Raw genomic sequence first — 21,961 nt, forward strand, 5'->3', positions numbered from 1 at the left:
AAAAACTTTATTAACGCTTAGCCTATGACTGATTCAATAAAAGTAGTTTGCACATCCTGTGATGTGGTCAATAAGCTGCCGAGTGATAAATTAACTGCTGGTGGGCGTTGTGGTCAGTGTAAGAAAAAGTTATTTGCTGGCAAATATGTCACCCTAAAAGCTTCCAATGCGCAACGCCATTTTGAACAAAATGATCTTCCAGTTGTAATAGATTGCTGGGCAGGGTGGTGTGGTCCATGTCGGTCTTTTGCGCCGACATTTGATCAGGCAATAAAAAAGCTAGAACCCAAAGCGAGATTTGCTAAGTTGGATACAGAGCATGAGCAACGGTTAGCCGCTCGTTTTAATATTCGAAGTATTCCGACCTTATTAGTGATGAAAAATGGAAAAGAGCTTGCTAGGCAAGCAGGCGTCATGAATTTATCACAATTTGAGCAGTGGCTGAAACCTTATATTTCTTAGCGCGAGACTGGTAATTTATAGGGCGATTGAGCTCTTTTAGGGGGTCTTTGTTTGCTGTATTAGTTTAGCTCAGGTGAGTGCCAATGTTAATGGAGCACCGTTGGGCCACTGGTTTTGCCGGTGGAAAATAGCTGTTCGATATCAATGGCGTCAAAATGATAATGCTGATTGCAAAAATCACAGTGTGTGTCGACAGCACCTTTTTCTTCAAGTAATGAGACTAATTCTGCATGCCCGACTGTTAATAAGCCCGCTTCAATCTTTTCTCTAGAGCAACTGCATTTAAACTGTATCGCTTGTGGCTCGTAAAGTGTGACGCTTTCTTCGTGGAAAAGGCGGTGAATAATGTCCTCAGCTGTTAACTCAAGCAACTCATTGCTTGTGATGGTGTCTGCTAACATTTCTACGCGCTCCCAATCAGCTTGTTCGCCGTTATGTGCGGGTAACTCTTGTAGCAAAAAGCCAACGGCTTTGTCGCCATTTACGGCAAACCATAGGCGTGTTTTAAGCTGCTCAGATTGCTTAAAGTAAGACTCTAGTGCATCGGATAGGGCGTTGCCTTCCAAATTAACAATTCCCTGATAAGGTTTGCCCATAGTTGGTTTAAGCGTAAGAACTAGTCGAGCATCAGCAAATAAGTCTGTCAGGTTTCCGGGCTTCACATCGCCATCCCAATGGGCTAAGCCGCGCACGTTTTGACGGTCACTTGCTTGAGCCACCAGCATGCTAATCGGTCCGTTCCCTTGAATCTGCAGAATTAATGAACCATCAAATTTCAATGTAGCAGATAAGAGCAGCGAGGCGGCAAGCGCTTGCCCTAATTGTTCAGCGACACTGGTAGGGTAGTTGTGTAAGGCTAATGCAGCTTGAAAACTGGCATCTAACGAGACAATTTCACCCCGTACGCCTAGTTCTTTAAAAAGAAATCGAAAGAGTTGGTCTTTATTTTCGTTTGACATAGTAGAGCTGCTCGCCTGTGCTGTTTTATCTAAAAATAGAGCCAACATTATATGACGGAATGCCCAATAACGGCGGCCAAGGCGTTATTTTCTTTATTGTATGAGGTAAGATATAAAACATGTTTGATAAAAAACTTATATTGCCTACAAAAGATCAAGCCTTGCCGGGTCGTACCGAATCGATGCCTGTGCCAAGGGAGCATTTTGTTTATTCTGGTCATGTTTTGGTCCCGCCTTTCCCTGATGGCCATAAAACAGCCTTGTTTGGTTTAGGCTGCTTTTGGGGCGCAGAACGTAAATTCTGGCAATTGGAGGGGGTATATTCAACAGCAGTCGGTTATGCAGGGGGCTACACCGCTAACCCAACATATGAAGAAGTATGTTCTGGGCAAACCGGCCATAATGAAGTTGTGTTAGTTGTGTATGACCCAACAGTTATTTCCTATGACAGTTTGCTAAAGGTATTTTGGCAGTCGCATGATCCGACGCAGGGGATGCGTCAAGGAAACGATAGAGGGACGCAATACCGCTCAGGTATTTATTATGCGACAAACGCAGAAGCGACATTGGCCAAGCAATCTAAAGAGTTATTTGAGCAGAAACTTAAAGCTGCTGGGTTAGGTGATATTACAACGGAAATTTTGCCAGAGCCTAGCTTTTATTATGCTGAGCATTATCATCAACAATATTTAGCGAAGAACCCGAGTGGTTACTGTGGCTTAGGTGGAACAGGCGTTACATTTTAAAATACACGCCTTAATAAATTCGATTTCTGCCTTGTTCCTTTGCTTTGTATAAAGATTCGTCCGCCATTTTAATAAGGGTGTCGACTGTTTGCCCTGTGCTGGGAATGCAAGTGCCTATGCCGATGCTAATGGTGACATAATCAGCGGCAGTGTTACCAGAATGCTCCCAATGTAAATCAAAAACGGCTTTGCGAACACGTTCGGCTATGACTTGAGCACCATTTTTGTCAGTGTTGGGCAAAATGATGGTGAATTCTTCACCGCCATAACGAGCAGATAGGTCAGAAGGGCGAAAACATTGGCCAGAAATAACCGAAGCGACGGCTTTTAAACAATCGTCTCCTGTTTGGTGACCATAGATATCATTAAATTGCTTGAAGCAGTCAATGTCTATAAACAATAGTGATATAGGTGTTTGATTTCGTTCTGCTAAATTCCAATCACCTTGAAGCCTTTGATCAAATGATCGTCTATTGGCGAGCCCTGTTAGTCCATCATATTGAGCAAGGCGTTCGAGCTTTTCTTGTGCTAATTTTGCTTCTGTCATATTTCGAAGTGATTCAACGACAGCGACTAAATCACCAGCCTCGTTGTATATTGGCGCTGCATCAATTGCTAGATAAAAATGCCCAGGGACTTTGGGTATCTGACACCAATTTTCAACTCTAAGCCGGTGTTCGTTAACCGCATCGTCGATTTGTAGAGAATAAAGCTCCGCGATTTTATCTGTATCATTCTTTAATAATAAGTCGGCTAAGCAATCTCGTTTTTCATCATAAAAAGCCTGCCAATGATTCTTTGTGCCGATCATGTTTTCAGCCTTACAATTAGTGAGTTGTTCGCAGGCTCTATTCCAAATTAAAACCTCTCCATCTGCATCTAAGGCAAAAGTAGGGGTGACATGATCTTGCATGAGTCGATTAAGGTTTTCTTGCGCAAGCTTTTGTTCGGTGATGTCTCTGATGGTCTCAACAACAGCAATCAGTTTGCCTTTTTCATTATAGATAGCGCCAGCATCAACGGCTAAATAGAAGTGGCCAGGAACATTAGGTATTTGACACCAATTTTGAGCATGGACGCCGAAGTGGTTGTTGTCTGAGTGATAAGAGTATAGGGCTTTGAGTTTATCGACGTTACCGTTGACCAGCAAGTCAGCTAAACAGTCTCTTTTATGATCATAAAAAGCTTGCCAATGGCGGTTAGTGCCGAGCACTTGGTCGGCTTTAACATTGGTTAAGCGTTCACAGGCTTTATTCCATATCAGCACTTTGCCATTAGCGTCGAGTACAAACGCGGGGGTTACCAATTGACTCATCAGTGGTTCAAGTAGCTGATCTTTGTTTAACATTTTTAATGCCTTATTGTTTTTATTGAAAGTTAGAGAAGCATTAGCATTTTAAAAAATAAATACGCTTTTATAAATGCTAGCAGATAATGTTTTTTTGTTGATGGTTTGTGGGTTGGTATTAACTAACAGGTGCCGCTAGTTTTGGCAATTCCCAATGAATAGGGGGGATATTATGTTGTTGCAGGTAATGGTTGGTTTGACTAAAGTGCCGACAACCTAAAAAACCACGGTGGGCTGATAATGGTGACGGGTGTGGGGCTTTTAAAACAAGGTGCTGCTGCTCATCGATGAAAGCCCCTTTTTTTTGTGCGTAATTGCCCCAAAGTAGAAACACAACGTGTTCGTTTTGTTCAGCAACCGTATGAATGATTTTGTCTGTAAATGTTTCCCAGCCTTTTCCTTGGTGAGCGTTAGGCTTGTCGTACTCAACGGTGAGGACACTATTTAGTAATAAAACACCTTGTTTTGCCCAGCTCTCTAAACAGCCATGTAAGGCATAAGGAATACCTAAGTCGGCGTGTAATTCCTTATAAATATTTAACAGTGATGGTGGTATTTTGACATCTGGCTGAACCGAAAAGCACAGACCGTGTGCTTGGTGCGGCTGATGATAGGGGTCTTGGCCCAAGATAACAACTTTTACGTCGTTTAAAGGGCAGGCCTCCAATGCGTGAAACCAGTTGGCAGAATGAGGGTAGATAGTTTTGCCATCGTTTTTTTCTATGCGCAGAAACTCCTTAAGGACTAGCATATACGGTTGGTTTAGCTCGTCATCTAAAAAAGGTTTCCAGCTGGGTGCATTAGTAAGTGCCATCGGTTTAGTGTATTAGGGCCGCTAATTTTTCTGCTCTATTAAGCAATTTGTCTGAGTCTTCCAGCCCATCAATAAAGCGTTTTGGAATATTTTGAATGCCTACCTGTGCCCCAACAAGTGCACCGGTTAACATGGCTCGCGCCATATTTTGCCCACCACCGTTTATGGCGTGTAAGACGGCACTTTCAAAATCATCTGAATAACGCGCAGCTAAGTAATAACAGGCTGGGAATTGATGGTAAACAGCACATGGCATACCATAGACAATAGAGACTTTCCATGCAGGTTGAATTAGGTTTTCGTGCGCAGCGCGAGCAATACTCGATGGGGTTAGTAAAGCATCTGGCGATGCAAACGTGCCAGCCCCCGACGGTTTGCTCCCCGGTATGCTCATTGCGTGAAAGGGAAGCTGGTGATCGGCAACTAATTGCATTAATTTACTAGATAAATCTTCATCTAGTGGGTGCCCTTGGACTAACATACCAAGGACAGCAGAATAAGCAACGGTCATGGCATTAATGGTTTCGTCACACTGGGTGAGCAGTGTATTGCTTGATACGTTACGAGCTAATTCTTGTGGTTTTGTTGCATAACGTACCGCTAAGGCCAAGACCCTTTCAGCGGCTTCAGTGTTATCGGTGAAGCCAGCTACTTCACCCCAAGGCTTATTATGTTGCGTGCGCAATACCCAAGCTTCACGGATGGATTGGCTAGTAAAACCACCGGGGCCGACATTGGCGGTTCCATCAAGTTGCGGAAACAATTCAGTATCTAGGCGTCGACAAAAATCTTCTTCGTTGTACTCTCCATCAGTGAGTATAGAGTCAATCTGCATATTTAAGATCAGCCCCGACTGTGATTGCTGGCCAGCTTTCATGCCGGCGTGATAACGGTCTGGTTGAGGATCTGTGTAGTCGTTTATCCAGTCGCCATAGAGTCGATATTGCTCATTAAGATCATAAAACCAATGCGGACCTAGACCTAAGGCATCGCCGATATATGCGCCCATAATGGCACCCATCGCACGATCTTGAAGATTAATAGTAGACATATATAAGACCTGTTGTTGTTTTTTATTGTTATAGCACTTTGCAAGCAGACATGCATCTACTTAAAGCGTGTGGATATTCTCTGTTAAAATGCGCAAATGAGCACACTAGATAAAACTAAAACACGCTATAACAAACTTCAAAAACGTTTGAGACGCGAAATGGGGCAAGCGATTGCCGATTATAATATGGTGGAAGACGGTGACCGGATTATGGTCTGTTTGTCCGGCGGTAAAGACTCTTATACGATGCTGGATATTCTGCTTAATTTGCGTAATAGTGCACCCATTAATTTTGAAATATTGGCAGTTAATCTTGATCAAAAACAACCCGGTTTCCCCGAGCATGTTTTGCCTGAGTATTTACAATCGATAGGCGTGCCATACCATGTGATTGAACAAGATACGTATAGCGTTGTAACCCGTGTTATTCCCGAAGGTAAAACGACTTGTGGCTTATGTTCAAGAATGCGTAGAGGGGCCTTGTATGCGTACGCGGAAGATAATGGTTTTAATAAAATTGCCTTGGGACATCACCGTGATGACATTATTGAAACGTTTTTTCTGAATATGTTTTATGGTGGTCAATTAAAGGCAATGCCCGCAAAACTTAAAAGTGATAATGCTAAGCATATTGTTATTCGCCCCTTAGCTTACTCAAGAGAGAAGGATATCGCTGAGTTTGCCGAGCTTAAGGGCTACCCGATTATTCCGTGTAACTTATGTGGTTCACAAGAAAATTTACAGCGCGTACAAATGAAGAATATGTTGACTCAATGGGATAAAGATTTTCCTGGTAGAGTGGAAACTATTTTCAATAGTATGAAAAATATAAAGCCTTCACAACTGTTGGATAGGCAGTTGTTTGACTTTGAAACCTTGTCGCAAACCACAGAAGCTAAAGTAACAAATGAGTTTCAACCGGTTATTTTTCCAGCCATGTCAGCAAGTAAACAATCGTGATGGGTCCTTTTTTGCTGCGTTGGTTGTTATCTTTTTGGGTTAAAGCAACAGTATTGCCGAAAGGTGAAAAATGGCTGGCATCACTTAAAAATCAAAAGGTTTGTTATGTCACCTTCAGTGATGCTTGTTCAAAACAAATTGTGCTGGAACAAACTTGTAAGAATCTGGGCCTGCCGCTGCCTTCCAATGGCATAGAAGTAGAGTCAGCGGTCGAGTCTGAGGCGCTATTTTCATTAGAAAGCCTAAAAGAACGTAAAGCAGATCCTGCACCAGCACGCTTGGCTAGATTAATCGATGCAGCACAATCCTCCAATGACGATATTTTAATCGTTCCGGTTTCCATTTTTTGGGGCCGTGGTCCTCGAAAATCAGATGGTTTTTGGAGCAGTTTATTTACCGATGAGGGGGTTAAATCTAATCTTCTTTCACGAGCGCTTTCAATATTATTCAATGGGCGTACTACGCTATTACGGTTTGGCGACCCGGTTTCGTTAAAGCAGCTTAATGCGGGGAAACCAAGTGTACCCTATACCACTAGAAAACTAACACGTGTGTTGCGGGTGCACTTTGCTAGAACGCGTCTAATCACGATTGGCCCTGACCAACTATCACCCAAGAAAATAGCGGAAGATTTACTGAAAACCCAAATTGTTCAGCAAGCTATACAGCGGGAAATAAAGCGCAAGAAGTTATCGAAAAATGAGGCAGAAAAACAAGCGAAAGCCTATGCCATTGAAATTGCTGCGGTGATTAATATTCGGGCGGCTATGGTGCTTGAAAAGGTACTAGGTTGGCTGTGGAATAAACTGTACGATGGTATTGTTTTGCACCATTTTGCCCGTGTTGAGCGATTGTCACGTAAACATCAGATCATTTACGTACCAAGCCATCAAAGTCATATGGATTATTTGGTCTTATCTTATACCTTGTATACCCGTGGTTTGGCCGTACCACATGTCGCGGCAGGTATTAACTTGAATATACCAATTGCTGGGCCATGGATTAGGCGTTGTGGTGCTTTTTTCTTGCGTAGAACGTTCAAAGGAAATGTTTTATATGGCTCGGTATTTGAGGCGTATATGGGGTATTTAGCTAATCGTGGTACGGCGGTTGAGTATTTTGTCGAAGGGGGACGCAGCCGAACGGGGCGTAAACTCAAAGCAAAACCAGGCTTGTTAGCGATGAGTGTTCGAAGTTACCTTAGAGATCATAAACGGTCGGTTGTCTTTATTCCGGTTAATTTTGCGTATGAAAAACTGGTTGAAGGTGAAACATATGTTAATGAATTAAGCGGCAAGCCGAAAAAGTCTGAATCAGTTATGGGGGTATTACGTTCATTTAAAGCCTTAAAAGATCACTTTGGCCAAGTACATGTAAATTTTGGTTCGCCTATTTATTTAGATAAATTAATTGAAGCGGAACGGCCGCAGTGGCGTCGAGAGGATTGTGCTGATAATAAAGAACTGGTTAATGCAGTTGTCAGTAAATTAGGTACACAGATTATGTCTGGTATTAATGAAGCAACGCATGTTAATTGCGTAGGCTTATTGGCGATGGCCTTGTTAAACACGCCAGAGCAGTCGATGAGTGAAGCAGACTTAATGACACAATTGGACTTATACTTGGCTTTACTTGACGCAGCGCCCTATTCAAAAGACGTCACACGTATTGAATTAAACGCCAAAGAAATTATTGCCTATGGTGAAGAGTTTGGCATTGTTAAAAGAGGTGTTGGCGAGTCAGGTGAACGCTTGTATGTAGAAGGTAGCGATGCTGTTTTGATGACATATTTTAGAAACAATATCGTGCACTTATTTGTTCTACCTTCCTTTGTTGCTTGTTGCTTCTTAAGCCATCAGTCGTTAAAAAAGAAACAAGTTGTTCATTGGTTTAGGTTGGTGTATCCCTTCTTGAAAGATGAGCTTTCTATGCATTGGACTAATAGACAAATTACGTACACAGCAAATAAGGTGATTGCTTGTTTGGTTGACCAAGGCTTAATCAACCAATCGGCGGACACATTTTCGGTGAATAAAAGTCATCACCAAACAATCGGCTTTTTATCACGTGGGGTGCTATTGAGTTTGGAGCGTTTCTATTTAACGGTGTTATTGTTGAAGAAGAATGGGGTAGGCCACTTTACGCGTTTTGAGCTTGAAAAAAACTGTGGCGAAACAGCACAAAGGCTTTCTGAACTTAATGGCCTAAATTCCCCAGAGTTTTTCGATAAAGTGTTATTTAAAGGCTTTATTGAAATGCTTTATAACCAAGGTATTATTTGGCTGAACGATAACGGAAAGTTAATGTACGGTGAGGTGCTTGATTCAATTGTTGACGATGCCGGTTTGGTAATGAGTCAGCAAGTGCGTAAAAATGTTCACGGTTTAGTCGAAGCATAATTTAACTTAACTGAGTTGCTCGAAAATTCTGAACCCCGCAATATAGGTGCCCGCTGCAGAGCCAATGGTGCTGAATAAAAACACTAGCAGGGTACGAGAAACACGGTTTTTCCACCAACCACGAATAGTCACTGTATCTGACTTTAGCGTAGAGAAATCTCCAACACGAGGTTTTCTTAGCCAGGCTTCGGTGGCAGCCGTTACCATGCCAGCCCCAACGGTCGGATTAAGTGATGTGAGTGGCGCCGCCAAAAAAGCGGTGATAATAGTGATAGGGTGTGCACCCGCTAATATGACTCCAAGGGCAGACAAGCCACCATTAATAACAACCCATTCGATAACTAGTTGCCAACCAAGCTCGGGTGCTCGATTAAAGCCGATACTAAAACCAATAAAAATTAAAGCAACAATCAGCCAAGGAATCAACTTAGGCCAGCGGCTAGCAGCAGGAATACTTTCAAGCTCTTCAATGCTTTTGGTGTTTTGGAGTTGAGACTCAAGGTAGCCTTTGATGCCCTTTAAATGCCCAGCACCAATAACGGCGAGAATAGTTTTATATTGACCAGAATGGGCATCATTGAATAAACGATGGGCCATGTACTGGTCACGTTCATTAACCAGTGGCATATAAATTTCGTTTGATGATTCGGCAAATTGTGAAAAGGTTGCCTCTAAAACATCCCCTTCTTTCAATTTTTCTATGTCTTCCTCGCTGACTTTTTCTGAAAACATAAGGCTTGCAAAGAGACCAGAAAATAGCTCCATGCGTTTCCACCAAGGGACATTTCGATAGACGCGTTTTAAGGTGATGCCAACGTCACGATCAATTAGTAAAACAGGTTTGTGTGATTGTTGTGCCAGTTCAGCGGCCATTTTCATTTCAGCACCTGGTTCAATACCCATTTCATCAGCCATTTTTTGCTGAAAAGCACCTAATGCCAAGCTGGCAGCGACCATTGCAGCTTTACCACTTTTGATCACATTAAATAAATCCATCTGAGCCAGGTTGTCAGGGTCAATCAACGCATTGTAGCGACTAGGGCAAAGCTCTATCGCAACAGCCTCATAATGGTCTGATGAAAGTAGGCTGTGTACTGCGTCAGCACTGGCTTTAGATACATGAGCGGTGCCGAGCAACGTGACTTCACAGCCGTTAATATTAATTGTTTCTATCGGTTGGTCTGAGAGGTTATTCAAAGAAAGTCTCTGTTGATTTAAAGTTAATAAGAATTTGTATTATCGTTGAAATTGGATTCTTTCGCCCAGTCTTTTGCGACTAAAAAAATACGTTTAATTTCATGCCCTTTTGATGTCTCGGGTAAAAAACCAGCCAAGCATAATGGTGATGCTTGTGAGCGATCTAAAAAATACTGAGCAATGCTGTCCGTGTCGAGGTAGCTATTATCAGGGCAGTACAATTGAGAGGCCATCCATTGGTCTTTCTTTAAGACTTGCCATTGATATCTAGATGATTGGAAGTGCTTTACAAAGTGCTCTAAACGTGCCCATTGTGCGTGTTGATGGTCGCTTGCAACAAGTGAAGGGGGTGCGGGCTCAGTAGATTGTATGGGGTGAAACAATCGGCCCTTCATTAGGCCAATATGTTCGTCTATGGTAAGGCCTAGTTGCTGAAGTTGTTGCTTTGCTGCGGGATGTTCAGATAATTTGCTTTGTCGTGATTGCATGGAGTCGTACTTGAGGTCTAAACGGTCTTTTAACATAGGCCCCACCCATGATTGAGTAAAAGCGGTATCGTTTATACCCAGGTAAAATTTACACGCGACTTCCCAGTGTTGGACTTTATCTCTTGCATGATCCTTGATAATGAAATCAAACTCGCCAATGGTTTTGTTGGTATCTTGTATTTGAAGGTTCTGGGCTAATATTTCGTAGCGATGGCTATGATTAAACCAGTATGTCAACAATGTTTCAAAACGGTGGCCTAATCGATAGTCCTTTTGCTTGGCTAATAACTCAACCAGTTCGGCGGGGTTTGCATCCAATTTTTTAAGCGGGGCTTTAAAAGCCTGATAGGCTTGCTGCCAATCGCTTGACTCGGTCCAATACTGGTGCTGCTTGAGTCCTTGAATAATAGGCGGATTGACGATGACCCAAGCGAGGTCTCTTACCAGTGCATGTTGTAAAAAAGTATCAGTGTGCAAAGTCGCGTTATGTACCTTCTGGGCTATTAAATAAAAGGTATAAATCAATCACACAATCAGGGATTTTTTCAGCCATATCGTCGAGTAGATCGTCATTTTGGGTGATCTCATCTATTTCATCATCGAGTAACTCAGAGCACGCTAGAATCGGTAGCGTGAGTTCGGCAATGTCTTCTGGCTGAGAGTTAAACCACAGATCCTCATGCATAAAGACACCCTGCATAAAACCAGACGACCATAGGGTGAGAAAGTCTTCATCAGGTTCTTCAGACTCGCCAATCATCGTTGGAAACTCACCATTTAATAAGGCTTGTTCAATATTTTTTTGTAAATCAAAAATGGCTTTTTCAATAGAGGCGTTGGCGTCATTATCTGCCAATATTTCGGATAGAATTTGTTGCTGTGACAAGCTGCCAGGTTGTACAACTAGGCTGGTTAAAAAACCATGCATTTCAAAGAAGTACATGGCTTCGTCACTCAGTTTTTCAGAGTTAAAGAATGTGTTTAAAAGGTCCATAGCGACTAATAATGATAATTTGAGAAAATTCTATTTTTTATAATGTGCCAGCACAGAGGTGTATCTCGTAGAGCTGTCAACAGCCGCAAATAACGAGAGGCTAGTTTTTCTGTTTTGCAAATTTAAGACGTATACTAGCGGTTTTCTGTGTTAACGATCACATTATGCTACATATTGAGTGCTAGCGCATGGGCAGATATGAGTATCTTCATTCTGTAGAGCGTTGACTAAGTGAAGGGCGTCTGAAAGGGTACAAGGCCATTAAGATAAGTTGAGCTGAGTAAATGAGGCTGACCGAGCTTTAATACGCACTGGCTACTTTAAATGCAGTTAAACTTAAGCTAGTCGAGTGTTTATACTTAATTGGCTGTTAGTTCAAATAACACAACTAATTCTAAAATAAAACGTATGGAAACATTAACGCAGTTACTGAGCTCAATGAGTAGTTTTGTCTGGGGACCGGTGATTTTAGCTTTATTGCTAGGAACGGGGCTTTATTTAATGCTGGGCTTGCTCTTTTTGCCGATTCGCCAATTGCCGGCTGCTTTTTCATTACTGTGGCGAGGCCGTGTTAGTAATCAGTCTGAAGCAGGAGAGATCAGCCCGTTTAATGCCTTGATGACCTCATTAGCGGCCACTATTGGAACTGGAAATATTGCTGGGGTGGCAACAGCGATTTTTTTAGGTGGTCCAGGCGCAGTTTTTTGGATGTGGTTAACAGCTTTGGTAGGAATGGCGACTAAATACGCTGAAGCTGTACTTGCGGTTAAATACCGGGAAGTGGATGAGCGCGGTGCCTATGTTGGTGGTCCGATGTATTACATCAAGAATGGTTTGGCTGAACAATGGCACTGGTTAGGCTTTCTGTTCTCTTTATTGGGTGCCGTGGCTGCGTTTGGCATTGGTAATACTATTCAAGCAAACTCAGTAGCCGATGCATTAAGTAGTACATTAGGGGTGCCGGCTTGGCAAACTGGTTTGGTGATGGGGGTTGTTGTTTATATTGTTTTGGTTGGCGGCATTAAACGTATTGGTCATGTGGCCTCTAAACTGGTGCCGATGATGGGCATCGCTTATCTAACGGCTGCGGGTATTATTATTATTCAACACCTTGACGCAGTGCCAAAAGCACTTCAGTTGATCGTTAATGATGCTTTTACAGGCACGGCAGCCGTGGGTGGCTTTGCAGGTGCGGGGCTAATGGCAGCTATTAGGTTTGGTGTTGCAAGGGGTGTTTTTTCCAATGAAGCTGGCCTTGGAACAGCACCTATTGCTCATGCGGCAGCACAAACTAATAACCCGGTACGGCAAGGCAAAATTGCTATGCTGGGTACCTTTATTGATACCATTATTATTTGCACAATGACCGCCCTAGTGATTATTTTAACGGGTAGTTGGAGTAGTGGTGAAACCGGCGCATCGTTGTCTGCCTATGCATTTAAAATGGGGCTTCCCGGCTATGGAGAGTATGTTGTGAGTTTTGGTTTAGCCGTTTTTGCTCTGACAACCCTGTTAGGGTGGAGCTATTACGGTGAACGATGTGCGGAATATATTTTAGGTGTGGCTGTTATTCCTTGGTATAGAATTGCATGGGTGTTGGCGATACCACTTGGTGCAGTAATGGAGTTAGATTTTCTTTGGTTGCTGGCCGATGTGTTAAACGGCTTGATGGCTATTCCAAACTTAATAGCTTTATTGCTGTTGAGCCCGATTGTATTTAAGCTTAGCAGGAAACCCTAGCGGTTTGTTTACGCGTTAATGGTTTGTTGGCGGGAGTGTTCGTCAGCAAAGGATAATAAAAACGTTAGCCATTTTTCAAAGAAATAATTTATAGCCCATTTGTTATTTAATATCTCTTTTGGTGACAGATTTTGTTGTTGACCAGAGCTTACGTGTTCATCGATATGAATGACTTCGACTGATTTTGTGTCTAAATAAACACGGCATTTAAACCGTGATTTCGTTGCTTCCTTACTTGTGTGGGCATGCTGAAAATACACAGTATAAGTAAAGGGGCCGGTTGCGATCACCTGTGAATCAACGGCGATACTGTTGAAATCACCTTCGGTTATTTTGGGTATTAAGCGTGATAATCGGGTGTAATTTTCTTCACAAAGAACTTGTAAACAAAAAGACTTATTAATCGGCCGAACAAGGTTTAGCATTAAGCTGGTGAGTAGCTGGCACTGGAACTATCGGTTTCCCAAACAGATACCTTGGTGACTGGAAATCCGCCTTTAGAAACGTAGTCATAGATAAGTTTTGCAAGAAACTCTGCTGTAGGGTGCTCATCTACTACCATTAATCTTTCTCCTGCTTCTTGAAGAAGAGGCAGAACAGGATCATTTTTATGCAAAAGCATATTGTGATCCAGCGTTTCATTAATCCATTGGCCGGCGAATTGTTTGATGTCGGCGAAATCACAAACCATGCCTTGCTCATTGAGCTGTTCTGACTCGAGTGTAATCTCTACACGCGCAGAGTGACCATGTAAGTGGCGACACTTGCCTGGGTGGTTCATCAATCGATGGCCATAACAGAAACTTAAATTTTTGGTAATACGGTACACATTTAATCCTGTGGAGTTGACTATTAAACGCCTTTAATGCCTTCGATGGTGGCCGCTATCTCATAGAGGTTATCCTCAATCGGCGTAACACGATTGATTTCAACGATAGCATTTAATGGGGGGGTGTTTGGGTTAACAGATTGGACCGAAATCTCAAGGGAGCAACCTTGGGTTAACTTTTCATGGGTTTTAAACAGAATGCCGGCAGCACTTAAGTTGAGACTGGTAGCAGTGCCCTTAGCTCCGGTGCTGGGGTGAGTAAATACCATATTGCACTCGGTGGTTGAGCGGCTGAATTTTCGATGATCAGTTGATTCGGGCATATATAAAATGTCTGTCGAATGAGCAAAAGCTATTTGATCAATTCTAGCTTAAAAATTAAAGAATTATTAGTGAATTGATGAAAACAAGGTTCATTTTACATGGCTTTGAAAATGCATGGGAACTAGCGCTTCCTCAGGGGCTATTTCTCTTGTAAATAAACGATTATTTTGGCAGTATCAAGTAAGCTATATTTAAATGGCTAGGGCATCAAGGCTCAATAAAGGGCTTCATGGAGTAGGGTTACGTTATTTTATTTAAAATTCAACATACAATCTCAAAGAGGAAATCAAATGAGTCAACGAGTTGCATTGGTTACAGGCGGTACAGGAGGTATTGGTGAAGCAGTATGTCAACGGTTTGTAAAAGATGGTTATAAGGTGGTGGCAGCGTACAATAACAGGGAAAAAGCACAAGCTTGGCAGTTGGCTCAAAAAGAAGCCGGTTTTGATATTGAAATTGTTCATTGTCCCGTGACTGATTTTGAAGCATGTGGTGACGCCATTCAATGGGTTGAAAATAATGTCGGCCCTATTGATATTTTAGTTAATAATGCCGGCATTACTAAGGATGGCATGTTTAAAAAAATGCCTAGAGAAAACTGGGATGCAGTGATTGATACTGATTTGAATAGTGTATTCAATATGACACGTCAAGTTTTTGAAGGGATGGTCGAACGTGGTTTTGGTCGTATAATTAATGTGTCCTCGGTAAATGGTCAGTTGGGTCAAATAGGCCAAGTGAATTACTCAGCGGCTAAGGCTGGGGTGCATGGCTTCACTAAAGCGTTAGCACGTGAAACAGCGCGTAAAGGCGTTACTGTTAATACTATTTCACCAGGGTATGTGGCAACGCCAATGGTGATGGCCATTGATGAGGAAGTACGTAAGATGATTGAGAGTAATATCCCGACTGGCCGTTTATGTCAGCCGGAAGAGGTCGCACATGGAGTATCCTTTTTGGCCAGTGACTTAGCGGCTTATACAACAGGTTCAGACTTGAGCATGAATGGTGGTTTATTTATGCATTAAACGATTAGATAAAGTCACTTTTAGATGGCTTTTATTTATTTAGATTAGACAAATTAGAGGAGAAGGAATGTCGGACGTTCATATACACAAAGTACCCAAAGCGGTAGCTGATCATGCGCATATTAATAAGGAAGTATATGAAGCAGAGTATCAACGCTCAATTGAAGATACTAAGGGTTTTTGGGATGAAAAAGCGAGAGAGTTTTTAACTTGGTCAAAGCCATGGGATGTAACAGTAGAGCATGATTTTCCAAAAGGTGAGGTTAAATGGTTTACTGGAGGCAAGCTCAATGTAAGTGTGAATTGCTTGGATCGGCATCTTGAAACGCGTGGCGATCAGCCAGCTATTATTTGGGAAAGTGATGATCCGGCATTCGATAAAACATATACTTATAAAGAGCTTCATGCGGAGGTGTGTCGCTTTGCTAATGGTTTAAAAGCCGAGGGTGTAAAAAAAGGTGACCGTGTTTGTATTTATATGCCAATGGTTGCTGAAGCTGCCATTGCAATGCTTGCGTGCGCAAGAATTGGTGCGGTTCATCTAGTTGTTTTTGGTGGTTTTTCCCCTGATGCGTTAAAAGATAGGCTTCTTGATTCAGAAGCGGCGGTAATTATTGTCGCCGATGAAAGTGTTCGTGGAGGCAAAGCAGTACCGTTAAAGGCTAATGCGGATCAAGCCTTAAAAAGTTGCCCTTCAGTAAAATCAGTGGTGGTGGTTCAACGTACAGGTGGCAGTATAGATTGGACAGATGGTCGAGATGTTTGGTATCACGATTTACTTGAGAATGCGTCAGATGATTGCCCAGCTGAAGAAATGGACTCTGAAGATCCCTTGTTTATCCTTTATACATCGGGCTCAACAGGCAAACCAAAAGGTGTTTTACATACGACGGGTGGCTATTTGCTACATGCTGCGGTGTCGCACAAATATGTTTTTGACTATCACGATGGGGATGTTTACTGGTGTACAGCGGATGTAGGCTGGGTAACGGGGCATACATACATTGTTTATGGGCCATTAGCGAATGGTGCGCAAACGTTGATGTTTGAAGGTGTGCCAACTTATCCTGATGCTTCGCGCTTTTGGAAAGTGGTGGAAAAGCATAAAGTTAATATTTTTTACACGGCACCTACGGCTATTCGTGCCTTGATGGCTAAAGGTGATGATTATGTAAAGACTTGCGACTTAAGTAGTCTAAGAGTTCTGGGTAGTGTGGGTGAGCCGATTAACCCAGAAGCTTGGGAGTGGTATCACAAGGTGATTGGCGGTGGTCGTTGCCCGATTGTGGATACTTGGTGGCAAACAGAAACGGGCGGGATTTTAATGACACCCCTTCCGGGAGCGACTGACCTGAAAGCCGGTTCGGCGATGCAGCCTTTCTTTGGTATAGAGTTTGGTTTGGTAGATAATGAAGGTAATGAAGTAACGGGAAATCCTGCCGAAGGGATTTTAGTGATTAAAAAACCATGGCCTGGGATGTTTAGAACATTGTTTGGTGATCATCAGCGTTATATTGATGCTTATTTTGCGAATTATCCTGGGATGTATTTTCCTGGTGATGGTGCACGACGAGATAAAGATGGAGATTATTGGATTACCGGTAGGGTTGATGATGTGATTAATGTGTCTGGTCACAGGATGGGTACCGCAGAAGTTGAGAGCGCCTTAGTGCTTCATCCAGCAGTGGCTGAGGCGGCGGTTATTGGTTATCCTCATGATATAAAGGGGCAAGGTATTTATACTTTTGTGACCTTGATGGATGGGGTCGAAGCAACGGATGAATTACGTCAAGAGTTAGTGAACCATGTGCGTAAAGAGATAGGGCCAATAGCCTCGCCTGATGTTATTCAATGGGCGCCAGGCTTACCTAAAACACGCTCAGGTAAAATTATGCGTAGAATTTTACGTAAAATTTCTGAAAACTTGATTGATGAATTAGGCGATACATCGACCTTGGCTGATCCATCAGTCGTCGATGACCTTATCGCGAATCGCCCTAGTCAATAATCGGTATTTCTAGGTATAAAAAAGCCCGCTAAAATGCGGGCTTTTTTATACGATATGGTTAAAAGCGACTTACTTAGTGTGGCAATGATGGAAAGTCTAAGCCAACCATTTTTTGCATCACGCGAACCACTTGGCAGCTATAACCAAACTCATTGTCATACCAAAGGTAAAGAACGCAGGAATCACCTGTGGCAATGGTTGCTTTTGAGTCAATGGTGCAGGCTTTTCGAGCGCCCACTAAATCAGTTGAAACGACTTCAGTAGACGTAGTGAAATCAATTTGCTCGCGCATAGGCGAGTGAAGAGCCGTTTCACGTAGGAAGTTATTTAGTGTCCGTTTATCGGTTTCCTTTTCTAAATTAAGATTCAAAATAGCCATAGAAACGTTGGGTGTTGGGACACGAATCGCATTACCGGTTAATTTGCCTTCAAGTTCAGGCAATGCTTTTGAAACAGCCTTGGCGGCACCTGTTTCAGTTAGCACCATATTTAAGGCGGCAGCACGCCCACGTCTTTCACCTTTATGATAATTGTCGATTAAATTTTGATCGTTGGTGTACGAATGAACCGTTTCAACATGGCCTTTAATAATGCCAAACTCATCATTTATTGCCTTCAAGGTAGGTGTGATAGCATTAGTGGTACAGCTGGCCGCAGAAATAATTTTGTCTTCTGGCTTGATGTCAGTTGTATTGACACCAAAAACAATGTTCTTAACGTCTTTACCGGGAGCGGTTAATAGCACTTTACTAGCGCCTTTTGATAAGAAGTGTTCACTCAGTTCTGCTTCATCGCGACGAATGCCCGTGTTGTCGACAATCAGCGCATCATTGATGCCATATTGAGTGTAATCGATTTCTTTTGGATGGCTCGCATAGATGACTTGAATTAAATTACCATTGGCCATGATGGTGTTTTTTTCTTCATCGACCTTAATGGTGCCTTTGAACGAGCCATGTACAGAATCACGGCGCAACAAGCTGGCGCGTTTTTGTAAATCATTGTCGCCGCCTTTGCGAACAACAATGGCACGTAGGCGCATTTTATTTCCAGAGCCGGTGCGTTCTATAAGTAGGCGTGCTAACAAGCGACCGATGCGACCGAAGCCGTACAAAACCACGTCTCTTGGTTCAGAGGTGGATTGTTCGTGGACCTGACGGATGCCTTCGCCTAGTTTTTCAGCAAGGAAGTCCTCAATGCCTAATCCACTAGTGTCGTTATTAAATTGAACCGCTAACAGTCCTAGGTCAATACGGACAGGTCCTAATTTCATTTTTTCTAATGCGGTTAGTACTTTGAAGCTATCGTGGATGGAGAGCTCCACTTTTTCAAATTGGCGAACATAACGGTGCAATTTAAGTAGGGTGACCGGTGAAGCGTTAATGAGCGTTCTTCCGTAAATCTTAAGAACGACGCCATTGGCACGGTACATCTTACCGATGATAGGGATCATGCTTTCAGCAATTTCTTGGCGGCTTTCCCACTCAGCTAAATATTGATCGTGTTGCTCTACACTCATATAAAAGATACCTGTATTTTTTTTAGGGTTGAAAGGAAATTATATCAAATATTAATGGCTAATAGTGCGGTGCAACTGGCGTTGCGATATTTTAAATTGTCGTTTTAAATTAACCTCAGCGCGTCTACTGCTAGTAGGAGCGTTGAATAGAAAATAGGGCCAGTTGCTCCATCGCGAGTTTGTAGTCGTTATCAGCAATATCGCGTAATGCATCAATAGCTTTTTGTGCCTCTTTGTCTGCGAACTCGGCAGTGTAGGCTAACGATCCTGTAGATTTTATAATCGAGAGGATATCCATATGAGCGGTGCGATTACCTTCTTTAATTGTTTTCTTAATAAAGTCGGCTTGTTCTTTTGTTCCTGTCGCCATGGCATGGATTAACGGTAAGGTTGGTTTGCCTTCGGCTAAATCATCACCCAGGTTTTTACCCAGTTTCTCTGCGTCGGCAGTGTAATCGAGCATGTCATCCATAATTTGAAAAGCGTTGCCCAAATGAAGGCCATATGCCGATAACGCTTTTTCAGTGTCCTCGCCTTTGTTTGCAAGTACAGCACCTAGTTGAGTACTGGCTTGAAAAAGTTTGGCGGTTTTTCTTCTAATAACTTCAAGGTATTGAAGCTCATTTGTATCGGGGTTGTTAATATTAAGTAATTGTAAAACTTCACCTTCGGCAATGGCATTGGTGGCGTGAGATAAAATATCCATAACGCGCATGTTACTGACACTGACCATCATTTCGAATGAGCGTGAATGTAAAAAATCACCAACTAGAACACTGGCTGCATTACCCCAAATAGCATTGGCGGTATCGTCACCACGGCGTTTATCCGATTCATCAACGACATCGTCATGCAAGAGGGTGGCGGTGTGAATAAACTCAATAACGGCGGCCAGTATAATATGATCTTTCCCTTCGTAACCTAACGCACAAGCTGATAGTGCAACGAGCATGGGTCTTAAACGTTTGCCGCCACTATTAACAATATGAAAACCAATTTGATTGATCAGAACAACATCCGAGTTTAGTTCTTGCAAAATTTGCTTGTCGACTTGATTCATGGCTGGGGCCATGAGCTGTTGAATTGCTTTAAAGTCTATTTTAGGCGTTGCTGAGGATGCGTTTGTGCTGCTCATTTTTGAGAATTAAGGTAAGGTAATTTAAATCAATAGCGTATAATACCAAGTATTGACGCTTAAAAGCAGATAAGAAAATGCTTTTCCTTGTTTATTTGGGATTGACCAACCGCCCACTAAAGGATAAAATTCGCCTCTTTTTAAAACCACCCACAACACTAGGGAGTCTCTAGACAATGTACGCGGTAATTCAAACAGGCGGTAAACAATATAAAGTCGCCGAGGGTGATTTCCTTAAGATCGAAAAGTTAGACGTTGAAGAAGGTAACGAAGTTACGTTCGATTCAGTTTTATTAGTAAATGGTGAAGCAGGCCTGAAAATTGGCACACCAAATATTGATGGCGCAACGGTGACGGCAACAGTCAAATCTCAAGGTCGTCACAAAAAAGTGAATATTATTAAATTCAAACGTAGAAAACACCATATGAAAAAGATGGGTCATCGTCAGTATTACACTGAAGTACTCATTACTGGTATTTCGGCTTAATTAAACAAAGGACAGATTCATGGCACATAAGAAAGCAGGCGGTAGTACTAGAAACGGTCGCGATTCGGAGTCGAAACGACTTGGCGTTAAGCGGTATGGTGGTCAAAGTGTTCTGGCGGGAAATATTTTAGTTCGTCAAAGAGGAACACGTTTTCATGCAGGTGAAAATGTAGGCATGGGCAAAGATCACACATTATTTGCGACAGAAGAAGGTAAAGTTGTATTTGAAGTTAAAGGCCCAAAGCGTAAAAAATATATTCGTATCGAAACTGTTTAGTATAAACAGTGCGCTGCGGTTATAGCGGCAGGTACGTATTAAAAAAACCCTGTCTAAGACAGGGTTTTTTATTGCGTTAAAAGATTAAGTCAAAGTAAGCGGCAAATAAGATAAAACATTGAGACATAAACCATGAAATTCGTAGACGAAGCGACCGTTAGAGTTGAAGCAGGTAATGGCGGTAAAGGCCATGTCAGTTTTCGACGTGAAAAATATATCCCATTTGGCGGTCCAGATGGTGGTGATGGCGGTGATGGTGGAAGTGTTTACTTGCAAGGTACCGAGGCACTCAATACGCTAATCGATATGCGCTTTAATCGCTTAATTAGGGCGGAACATGGTGAGCGAGGTCAAAGTCGTAACTGTACTGGAAAGGGTGGCGAAGACTTAATAGTGCCGGTTCCACTGGGGACTATTGTTTACGACGATGGCACAGACGAGCTAATTGGGGATGTCACCGAAGAAGGTCAAAAATTGCTTGTTGCATCGGGTGGTTTTCATGGGCTTGGGAATACGCGTTATAAAAGTAGTACAAACAGAGCTCCTCGACAGTTTTCAAATGGGACAGAAGGTGAGCAACGTGTTTTACGGCTTGAGTTAAAAGTATTGGCAGATGTTGGAACACTCGGTTTGCCAAATGCAGGTAAGTCGAGCCTAATTCGGGCAATTTCATCGGCGCAGCCTAAGGTAGCCAATTACCCTTTTACTACATTGCACCCAAGCTTAGGTGTAGTGCGAGCAGATGAGCTACGAAGTTTTGTGATTGCAGATATTCCAGGCATTATCGAAGGGGCGGCTGAAGGAGCGGGGTTAGGTAATTTATTTTTACGCCATTTAGCGCGAAATAATTTATTGTTGCACGTGGTAGATGTTGAGCCATACGAATCAGATATTGACCCAGTAAAGGCAGCAAAAGCGGCGATAGAGGAAATTGAAAAGTGGGGTGGTGGTTTAGCAAAGAAACCACGTTGGCTTGTCTTGAATAAAATTGATTTGTTACCAGAAGATGAAGTGGATAACTATTGCCAAATGATTGTTAATGAATTGAAGTGGGAGGGACCTGTCTTCAATGTTTCTGCCATTAGAAAGCAAGGTACAAACCAGTTGGTTCATGCCATTATGGATTACCTAGAAGAGCAAAAAAGGCTTGAAGTTGAGCAAGCAGACAAGCCAAAGGACGATAGTTAATTTATTC

At 42.5% G+C, this 21,961-nt stretch carries 22 protein-coding genes; 10 read left to right on the top strand and 12 right to left on the bottom strand.

Annotated features, from left to right (window positions below; genetic code table 11):
* The first annotated feature begins 24 nt into the window (after positions 1 to 24).
* Positions 25 to 462, top strand: coding sequence for a thioredoxin TrxC (trxC, locus tag CYCPU_RS0102745; RefSeq protein ID WP_015005353.1), 438 nt, complete (start codon positions 25 to 27; stop codon positions 460 to 462).
* An 86-nt stretch (positions 463 to 548) separates the two neighbouring features.
* On the opposite strand, the gene hslO is transcribed toward trxC, so the two are convergent.
* Entirely contained in the window at positions 549 to 1,421 is an 873-nt protein-coding gene (gene hslO / locus CYCPU_RS0102750; protein WP_026362569.1) for an Hsp33 family molecular chaperone HslO, read from the bottom strand.
* Between the two features lie 119 nt (positions 1,422 to 1,540).
* Here hslO and msrA point away from each other — a divergent pair, with 119 nt between their 5' ends.
* Positions 1,541 to 2,167 carry a peptide-methionine (S)-S-oxide reductase MsrA gene (gene msrA, locus CYCPU_RS0102755; protein ID WP_020161866.1) on the top strand — a complete coding sequence of 209 codons (627 nt, stop codon included), beginning with the start codon at positions 1,541 to 1,543 and terminating at the stop codon, positions 2,165 to 2,167.
* Positions 2,168 to 2,177: 10 nt separating this feature from the next.
* On the opposite strand, the gene CYCPU_RS0102760 is transcribed toward msrA, so the two are convergent.
* The 3 genes from CYCPU_RS0102760 to CYCPU_RS0102770 form a co-directional block, all read right to left on the bottom strand.
* Entirely contained in the window at positions 2,178 to 3,515 is a 1,338-nt protein-coding gene (locus tag CYCPU_RS0102760) for a sensor domain-containing diguanylate cyclase (protein ID WP_020161867.1), read from the bottom strand.
* A gap of 118 nt (positions 3,516 to 3,633) precedes the next feature.
* Entirely contained in the window at positions 3,634 to 4,329 is a 696-nt protein-coding gene (gene ung / locus CYCPU_RS0102765) for a uracil-DNA glycosylase (protein ID WP_015005357.1), read from the bottom strand.
* 4 nt (positions 4,330 to 4,333) lie between these two features.
* On the bottom strand, positions 4,334 to 5,380 hold the full coding sequence (locus CYCPU_RS0102770; protein ID WP_020161868.1) for an ADP-ribosylglycohydrolase family protein: 1,047 nt from the start codon (positions 5,378 to 5,380) through the stop codon (positions 4,334 to 4,336).
* Between the two features lie 96 nt (positions 5,381 to 5,476).
* Between CYCPU_RS0102770 and ttcA the strand changes: the two genes are divergently transcribed.
* Positions 5,477 to 6,340 (top strand): tRNA 2-thiocytidine(32) synthetase TtcA, encoded by an 864-nt coding sequence (gene ttcA, locus CYCPU_RS0102775; protein WP_016389804.1) that lies wholly within the window; start codon positions 5,477 to 5,479, stop codon positions 6,338 to 6,340.
* Positions 6,340 to 8,739, top strand: coding sequence for a glycerol-3-phosphate 1-O-acyltransferase PlsB (gene plsB / locus CYCPU_RS0102780; RefSeq protein ID WP_016389803.1), 2,400 nt, complete (start codon positions 6,340 to 6,342; stop codon positions 8,737 to 8,739). The genes ttcA and plsB overlap by 1 nt, the downstream gene beginning before the upstream one ends.
* 6 nt (positions 8,740 to 8,745) lie before the next feature.
* On the opposite strand, the gene CYCPU_RS0102785 is transcribed toward plsB, so the two are convergent.
* Genes CYCPU_RS0102785 through CYCPU_RS0102795 form a run of 3 tightly spaced genes read right to left on the bottom strand, consistent with a single transcriptional unit; the run spans position 8,746 to position 11,418 of the window.
* Positions 8,746 to 9,936 carry a TraB/GumN family protein gene (locus CYCPU_RS0102785; protein ID WP_016389802.1) on the bottom strand — a complete coding sequence of 397 codons (1,191 nt, stop codon included), beginning with the start codon at positions 9,934 to 9,936 and terminating at the stop codon, positions 8,746 to 8,748.
* A gap of 23 nt (positions 9,937 to 9,959) precedes the next feature.
* Positions 9,960 to 10,901 carry a DUF1853 family protein gene (locus CYCPU_RS0102790; protein WP_020161869.1) on the bottom strand — a complete coding sequence of 314 codons (942 nt, stop codon included), beginning with the start codon at positions 10,899 to 10,901 and terminating at the stop codon, positions 9,960 to 9,962.
* 7 nt (positions 10,902 to 10,908) lie between these two features.
* A complete protein-coding gene (locus tag CYCPU_RS0102795) occupies positions 10,909 to 11,418 on the bottom strand; it encodes a YecA/YgfB family protein (RefSeq protein WP_016389800.1) in 510 nt (169 codons plus the stop codon).
* 408 nt (positions 11,419 to 11,826) lie between these two features.
* Here CYCPU_RS0102795 and CYCPU_RS0102800 point away from each other — a divergent pair, with 408 nt between their 5' ends.
* A complete protein-coding gene (locus tag CYCPU_RS0102800) occupies positions 11,827 to 13,158 on the top strand; it encodes an alanine/glycine:cation symporter family protein (protein ID WP_020161870.1) in 1,332 nt (443 codons plus the stop codon).
* 8 nt (positions 13,159 to 13,166) lie between these two features.
* Here CYCPU_RS0102800 and CYCPU_RS0102805 read toward each other — a convergent pair whose 3' ends face one another.
* The 3 genes from CYCPU_RS0102805 to CYCPU_RS0102815 are packed head-to-tail and all read right to left on the bottom strand — an operon-like array spanning position 13,167 to position 14,310.
* The gene (locus CYCPU_RS0102805; RefSeq protein ID WP_015005365.1) at positions 13,167 to 13,583 is read right to left on the bottom strand and encodes a DUF1249 domain-containing protein; all 417 of its coding nucleotides are present in this window, start codon (positions 13,581 to 13,583) and stop codon (positions 13,167 to 13,169) included.
* Positions 13,583 to 13,987, bottom strand: coding sequence for a 6-carboxytetrahydropterin synthase QueD (gene queD / locus CYCPU_RS0102810; protein WP_026362571.1), 405 nt, complete (start codon positions 13,985 to 13,987; stop codon positions 13,583 to 13,585). The genes CYCPU_RS0102805 and queD overlap by 1 nt, the downstream gene beginning before the upstream one ends.
* Positions 13,988 to 14,010: 23 nt before the next feature.
* A complete protein-coding gene (locus CYCPU_RS0102815; RefSeq protein ID WP_020161871.1) occupies positions 14,011 to 14,310 on the bottom strand; it encodes a PilZ domain-containing protein in 300 nt (99 codons plus the stop codon).
* A 291-nt stretch (positions 14,311 to 14,601) separates the two neighbouring features.
* Here CYCPU_RS0102815 and phbB point away from each other — a divergent pair, with 291 nt between their 5' ends.
* Together phbB and acs are read left to right on the top strand one after the other, a co-directional pair.
* Positions 14,602 to 15,339, top strand: a complete 738-nt coding sequence (phbB, locus tag CYCPU_RS0102820; RefSeq protein ID WP_015005368.1) for an acetoacetyl-CoA reductase — start codon at positions 14,602 to 14,604, stop codon at positions 15,337 to 15,339.
* A 67-nt stretch (positions 15,340 to 15,406) separates the two neighbouring features.
* The gene (acs, locus tag CYCPU_RS0102825) at positions 15,407 to 17,347 is read left to right on the top strand and encodes an acetate--CoA ligase (protein WP_020161872.1); all 1,941 of its coding nucleotides are present in this window, start codon (positions 15,407 to 15,409) and stop codon (positions 17,345 to 17,347) included.
* A gap of 73 nt (positions 17,348 to 17,420) precedes the next feature.
* Here acs and CYCPU_RS0102830 read toward each other — a convergent pair whose 3' ends face one another.
* Both CYCPU_RS0102830 and ispB read right to left on the bottom strand, forming a co-directional pair.
* A complete protein-coding gene (locus tag CYCPU_RS0102830) occupies positions 17,421 to 18,866 on the bottom strand; it encodes a glyceraldehyde-3-phosphate dehydrogenase (RefSeq protein ID WP_015005370.1) in 1,446 nt (481 codons plus the stop codon).
* A gap of 130 nt (positions 18,867 to 18,996) precedes the next feature.
* Positions 18,997 to 20,001: an octaprenyl diphosphate synthase gene (ispB, locus tag CYCPU_RS0102835; protein WP_015005371.1), complete on the bottom strand. Its 1,005-nt coding sequence runs from the start codon at positions 19,999 to 20,001 to the stop codon at positions 18,997 to 18,999.
* 176 nt (positions 20,002 to 20,177) lie between these two features.
* Between ispB and rplU the strand changes: the two genes are divergently transcribed.
* The 3 genes from rplU to cgtA all read left to right on the top strand — a co-directional run bounded on the left by rplU (position 20,178) and on the right by cgtA (position 21,954).
* Positions 20,178 to 20,489, top strand: a complete 312-nt coding sequence (rplU, locus tag CYCPU_RS0102840; RefSeq protein ID WP_015005372.1) for a 50S ribosomal protein L21 — start codon at positions 20,178 to 20,180, stop codon at positions 20,487 to 20,489.
* A 19-nt stretch (positions 20,490 to 20,508) separates the two neighbouring features.
* Positions 20,509 to 20,766 carry a 50S ribosomal protein L27 gene (gene rpmA / locus CYCPU_RS0102845; protein WP_015005373.1) on the top strand — a complete coding sequence of 86 codons (258 nt, stop codon included), beginning with the start codon at positions 20,509 to 20,511 and terminating at the stop codon, positions 20,764 to 20,766.
* A gap of 132 nt (positions 20,767 to 20,898) precedes the next feature.
* Positions 20,899 to 21,954 carry an Obg family GTPase CgtA gene (gene cgtA, locus CYCPU_RS0102850; protein ID WP_020161873.1) on the top strand — a complete coding sequence of 352 codons (1,056 nt, stop codon included), beginning with the start codon at positions 20,899 to 20,901 and terminating at the stop codon, positions 21,952 to 21,954.
* Positions 21,955 to 21,961: the final 7 nt, after the last annotated feature.

This window comes from Cycloclasticus pugetii PS-1 (assembly GCF_000384415.1).
Lineage (GTDB): Bacteria > Pseudomonadota > Gammaproteobacteria > Methylococcales > Cycloclasticaceae > Cycloclasticus > Cycloclasticus pugetii.